At 46.7% G+C, this 5,747-nt stretch carries 6 protein-coding genes; all 6 read left to right on the plus strand.

Annotation, left to right across the window (positions count from 1 at the left end; all coding sequences use genetic code 11):
* Positions 1 to 1,232 (plus strand): signal recognition particle-docking protein FtsY (ftsY, locus tag ACTHY5_RS08250; protein WP_441878579.1); only part of this gene is annotated, 1,232 nt, incomplete at its 5' end.
* Positions 1,233 to 1,907 carry a cell division ATP-binding protein FtsE gene (gene ftsE / locus ACTHY5_RS08255; RefSeq protein WP_441878581.1) on the plus strand — a complete coding sequence of 225 codons (675 nt, stop codon included), beginning with the start codon at positions 1,233 to 1,235 and terminating at the stop codon, positions 1,905 to 1,907.
* On the plus strand, positions 1,894 to 2,841 hold the full coding sequence (gene ftsX, locus ACTHY5_RS08260) for a permease-like cell division protein FtsX (protein ID WP_441878583.1): 948 nt from the start codon (positions 1,894 to 1,896) through the stop codon (positions 2,839 to 2,841). Before ftsE ends, ftsX begins: the two co-directional genes overlap by 14 nt.
* 215 nt (positions 2,842 to 3,056) lie before the next feature.
* Positions 3,057 to 3,914, plus strand: a complete 858-nt coding sequence (gene rpoH / locus ACTHY5_RS08265; protein ID WP_441878589.1) for an RNA polymerase sigma factor RpoH — start codon at positions 3,057 to 3,059, stop codon at positions 3,912 to 3,914.
* A gap of 86 nt (positions 3,915 to 4,000) precedes the next feature.
* Positions 4,001 to 4,651: a carbonate dehydratase gene (gene can, locus ACTHY5_RS08270; protein WP_441878585.1), complete on the plus strand. Its 651-nt coding sequence runs from the start codon at positions 4,001 to 4,003 to the stop codon at positions 4,649 to 4,651.
* A 39-nt stretch (positions 4,652 to 4,690) separates the two neighbouring features.
* Positions 4,691 to 5,698, plus strand: a complete 1,008-nt coding sequence (glpX, locus tag ACTHY5_RS08275; RefSeq protein WP_441878587.1) for a class II fructose-bisphosphatase — start codon at positions 4,691 to 4,693, stop codon at positions 5,696 to 5,698.
* Positions 5,699 to 5,747 lie beyond the last annotated feature (49 nt).

Here is a 5,747-nt window from a genome sequence, read left to right on the forward strand (position 1 = left end):
CAGAGGCAAAAGCGGCCGAGCAAGCACGATTAGCCGAAGAGGCGAAAGCGGCCGAAGAAGCGCGATTAGCCGCAGAGGCGAAAGCGGCTGAGGAAGCACAGTTAGCCGCAGGGGCGAAAGCGGCCGAGCAAGCACGGTTAGCGGCAGAGGCAAAAGCGGCCGAGCAAGCACGATTAGCCGAAGAGGCGAAAGCGGCCGAGGAAGCACGATTAGCCGAAGAGGCGAAAGCGGCCGAGGAAGCACGGTTAGCTGAAGAGGCGAAAGCGGCCGAAGAAGCGCGGTTAGCCGAAGAGGCAGCTAAAACACCTAAAAAAGGTTTTTTTGCCCGCTTAAAAACTGGCCTGCTTAAAACCAGACAAAATATAGGATCAGGTTTTTTTGGCCTCTTTAGTGGCAAAAAAATTGACGATGATTTATTTGAAGAGTTGGAAACGCAGCTGCTAACGGCAGATCTCGGCGTAGAAACCACACTCTCAATTATTGATAATCTCACGCGTCAGGCTAACCGTCGTCAGCTAAAAGACGGTGAAGCCTTATATGAGCTACTAAAAGAAGAAATGGCCGGTATCTTAAACAAGGTTGAACAGCCTTTGGTGATTGATAGCGCACATAAACCTTACGTTATTCTAATGGTTGGGGTAAATGGCGTAGGGAAAACCACCACTATTGGTAAGATGGCGCGTCAGTTTCAGGCCGAAGGTAAGTCAGTGATGCTAGCTGCAGGTGATACTTTTAGGGCGGCTGCAGTAGAGCAGCTGCAGGTATGGGGTGAGCGTAATGAGATTCCCGTTATTGCTCAGCACACTGGGGCCGATGCCGCTTCGGTTATTTATGATGCAGTTGCAGCGGCTAAAGCCCGAAAAATGGATGTTTTGCTTGTTGATACCGCAGGGCGCTTACAAAATAAATCACACCTGATGGACGAGCTGAAAAAAGTCGTGCGCGTTATGCAAAAAATTGATGGCGGTGCGCCGCACGAAATTATGCTCACATTGGATGCCGGCACTGGCCAAAATGCGATCAGCCAAGCCAAAATATTTAATGAGGCCGTGCCGGTAACAGGCATTACACTCAGTAAGCTGGATGGTACCGCTAAAGGCGGAGTTATTTTCTCTGTTGCCGACAAATTTGGTATTCCTATCCGCTATATTGGGGTAGGTGAACAAATTGATGATTTACGGCCCTTTATTGCCCAAGAGTTTATTGAAGCCCTTTTTATGCAGGATGAATAAATGATCCGCTTCGATCAGGTTAGCAAGGTATATAGCGGTGGCTTTCAGGCACTGCAAAAAGTCAGTTTCCACTTAGGCAAAGGGGAAATGGCGTATTTGACTGGGCACTCGGGGGCGGGCAAAAGTACTTTGCTTAAATTGATAAGCGTCATGGAGCGCCCCACCGATGGCCAAGTGCTGTTTAATGGCCAAGACGTCAGTCGTATTCGCCGTGATCATATACCCTATGTGCGCCGCCGCATTGGTATGATTTTTCAAGACCACCACCTGATTAATGCGCGTACCGTGTTTGATAACGTTGCTCTTCCTTTAGTTATTGAAGGTTACAGTCACCAAGATATTCGCCGGCGTGTATCGGCAGCACTGGATAAAGTAGGCTTACTGGGCAAAGACCGATATTTTCCATTGATGTTATCAGGCGGTGAGCAACAAAGAGTTGGCATAGCGCGCGCTATTGTGAATAAGCCTTTATTACTATTAGCGGATGAGCCAACGGGTAATCTTGATCCTGAGTTATCAATGGAGATATTGCGGCTCTTTGAGGCATTTAACAGTGTCGGCGTGAGCGTGCTTATTGCCACTCATGATACGGGGTTAATTGACTCACAACGTTATAGAAGCTTAACCCTAAATACCGGTCGCTTGCAGGTGGAGAGTTGTGATGAGCAAATATAAATTATCTTTGCTACAGCGCCTAGCCATGTATGGCAAGGATCATATACGCCAACTTTTTGCCAGCCTAGGGGAGCTATGGCGTACCCCGCTAAGCTCGCTTATGACTATTGCTGTATTAGGGGTGAGCTTGGCACTGCCGGCCAGCTTTTATGTATTACTAAAAAATGCCGAGTCAGTTAGTGCAGTGTGGCAAAGTAAGGCACAAATAAGCCTTTATTTGCAGCAAAGCACTACAGAGCAACAAGTTACCGAGCTGCAAACCCGGTTGGCTGCTTTGCCTGAGATAGATAAGGTTACCTACATTAGTGCCGAACAAGGGCGAGATGATTTTAAAGGGGCCGCAGGGTTTGCCGAGGCGCTCGACTTGCTGGCGGACAATCCGTTGCCGGCCGTGCTTATTTTAGGGCTATCTGAAACTGGTCGTCTCCCTGAAGCTGCCGAGCAGCTACTAGCTGACATGAATGCTGAGCCCACCGTAGACACGGCACGGTTAGATATGGCGTGGTTGGCGCGCTTGTCAGGCATTGTCGATTTATTACGCCAAGCGGTGGTGGGTATGGCCAGCTTACTTTTGGCTGGGGTATTATTGGTGGTAGGTAATACCCTGCGGCTTAATATTTTGAATAGCCGCTACGAAATTGAAGTTATGAAGCTAGTGGGAGCCACAGACCGTTTTATTCAAAGACCTTTTTTATATGTTGGTCTTTGGTATGGCATAATAGGGGGATTATTAGCTTGGTGGTTAACGTTAGTGATGGTGTTTTGGCTCAGCCACAAAGTAAGTGCTTTGGCTGATTTATATCAAAGTGATTTCGACCTACTGGGCCTAAGCTTAGAAGAAAGTGTACTGCTGGTAGCAACAGGGACTTTGCTCAGTTTGCTGGCGTCTGGGTTCTCGGTGCGCCGTCATATTCGCGCCATTGAACCCCAGTAAAGTCTCTTTGCTATTTGAACGACTTGAACTTAAGACGTAAAATGTGGTCTTATATGAGCAGTGCAACACCATGTTCTAATATTTAGCTTTAAATAAATACATTGTCCGCAGCGCAGCGTGCGGCATGCACTTTTGTGTCTAAACCTTTGGTGTCTAGTACTGAGTGCATCCTTGCTGCCTTTATACGGAGTCATGTAATAATGAATACGAGTGTGATGACGACAGATTTTCAGCGCCATTTCTCCCTTGTACCGCAAGGTAGCCTGGAGGCTTATATCCAGGCCGTAAATACTATTCCTGTGTTAAGTGCCGAAGAAGAAAAGTCACTTGCAGAACGTCTACACAGCGACGGTAGTTTATCTTCAGCCCGACAAATGATTATGTCTCATTTGCGATTTGTGGTGCACATTGCCCGAGGTTACTCTGGTTATGGCTTACCGCAAGCTGACTTAATTCAAGAAGGCAATATTGGCTTAATGAAAGCCGTTAAACGCTTTGATCCGGGTGTCGGCGTGCGCCTAGTATCTTTTGCGGTACATTGGATTAAAGCCGAAATTCACGAATATGTATTACGCAACTGGCGCGTGGTAAAAGTAGCTACCACTAAAGCTCAGCGTAAGCTGTTCTTTAACTTACGTAAATCTAAAAAGCGCTTGGGTTGGTTTAACCAAGATGAAGTAAAAATGGTAGCTGACAACTTAGGCGTTCAGCCCTCTGAAGTGCTGGAAATGGAATCGCGCATGAGCGCACAAGACCAAGCGTTTGATTTGGCGTCAGATGATGATGAAAAAGAGACTAATTTTTCGCCGGTTCAGTACCTACAAGATCACAGCTCAGATGTGGCCACTCAAGTAGAAGACGACAACTGGGAGCAAACGGCTAATCGTCGTTTACGCTCAGCCTTAGCCACACTGGATGATCGTAGCCAACATATTATTCAAGCGCGTTGGTTAGATGAAGATGACAAGACCACTTTGCAAGTGTTAGCGGATGAATATGGCGTATCCGCTGAGCGCATTCGCCAGCTAGAAAAAAGTGCACTTAAAAAGTTAAAAATGGCCATGGATTCTTGAAAGTGAATTAAGATTGAAGAAAAGGCCCCGCTGGGGCCTTTTTTCCGCTAAGCATTTACTCTAATAGAAAAAAGCAGGAATACCCCATGAGAATATTGAAGCAGCTGTTTAACAATAACCAGGAATGGTCAGAGAGGATCAAAGCGGAAGATCCGACCTTTTTCGAAAAATTAGCGTTACAGCAGGCACCAGAATATTTATGGATCGGTTGCTCAGACAGTCGCGTTCCTGCTAACCAACTTACCGGGTTATTACCTGGCGATGTGTTTGTACACCGCAATGTAGCCAACCTTGTTATGCATACCGATTTTAACTGTTTGTCGGTGGTACAATATGCGGTAGAAGTGTTAAAAGTGAAACACATTATCATTTGTGGTCACTATGGTTGCGGTGGCGTAAGAGCCGTGATGGATGATGTGGAGTTAGGGTTAATTGATAACTGGTTATGTAGCCTTAAAGATTTATATCAGCGTTATCGTAAAGACTTACAAGATTTAGAAAGTGAACAGTTACAAGAAGATGCACTATGCGAATTAAATGTGGTGGAGCAGGTTGCTAACCTGTGTCGAACCAGCATAGTTCAGCATGCATGGCAGCGAGGGCAAGAGTTGTCTATTCACGGCTGGGTATACGGTATTAAAGACGGCAGATTGCATGACTTAGATGTCTGCGCATCAGAGAAAATAGAGACACCTGATGTTTATCGTATTTTACAGCACCGTATTTTAGATAACTGATAATGCCAATAGCGATCATTTGAACGATTAGGAAAGAGCATGAGACGTGAATTAGCCATTGAATTCTCCCGCGTAACCGAAGCCGCCGCCTTGGCCGGTTACAAGTGGTTAGGTAGAGGCGATAAAAATACCGCCGACGGTGCTGCCGTGGCAGCGATGCGTCATGTATTAAATGAAATTGAAATTAACGGTGAAGTCGTTATCGGCGAAGGCGAAATTGATGACGCACCTATGCTGTATATCGGTGAGCAAGTAGGTCTTGGCGGTGAAGACGTTGATATTGCCGTAGACCCCATAGAAGGTACCCGTATGACGGCCATGGGCCAGTCTAATGCCTTAGCCGTGATTGCCGTGGGTGAAAAAGGGGCCTTTTTGCGCGCCCCTGACATGTATATGGAAAAGCTGATTGTTGGCGCGCGGGCTAAAGGTGCCATCGATTTATCTAAGTCGATTGAGCAAAATATAAAGTCGGTTGCTAAGGCACTTAATAAGCCTTTATCACGCTTTACCGTGATTACCTTAGCCAAGCCGCGCCACGACAAAGCGATTAAAACCATGCAAGCACTAGGCGTGCGTGTATTTGCGGTACCCGACGGTGATGTGGCCGCCTCTATTTTGGCCTGTGTGCCAGAAAGCGAAGTTGATATGCTGTATTGCATTGGTGGCGCCCCAGAGGGAGTGATTTCAGCCGCGGCTATTCGCTCGTTAGATGGTGATATGCAAGCGCGGCTAGTACCGCGTTATGAAGTCAAAGAGCCAACAGAAGAAAATGTTGAGATCGGCAAGCAAGAAGTGGCACGCTGCCAAGAAATGGGAATTACGGTCGGTGAAATTTTAAAGCTAGAAGATATGGCGCGTACCGACAACGTCTTGTTTGCTGCTACCGGTATTACTAAGGGTGATTTGCTAGAAGGTATTAGCAGTGATGGGTATTACGCGCATACCGAAACCCTAGTCATTCGTGGTAAATCACGTACCGTACGCCGCATTCGCTCTACCCATATTTTATCTCGTAAGCAACAAGCACTAAAAGATATTATTTTGTAAAGCAGTGTTGCTGTTAATAACAAGGGATGCCGAGGCATCCCTTTTTGTT

This window comes from Oceanisphaera sp. (assembly GCF_052084945.1).
Taxonomy (GTDB): Bacteria; Pseudomonadota; Gammaproteobacteria; order Enterobacterales; family Aeromonadaceae; genus Oceanimonas.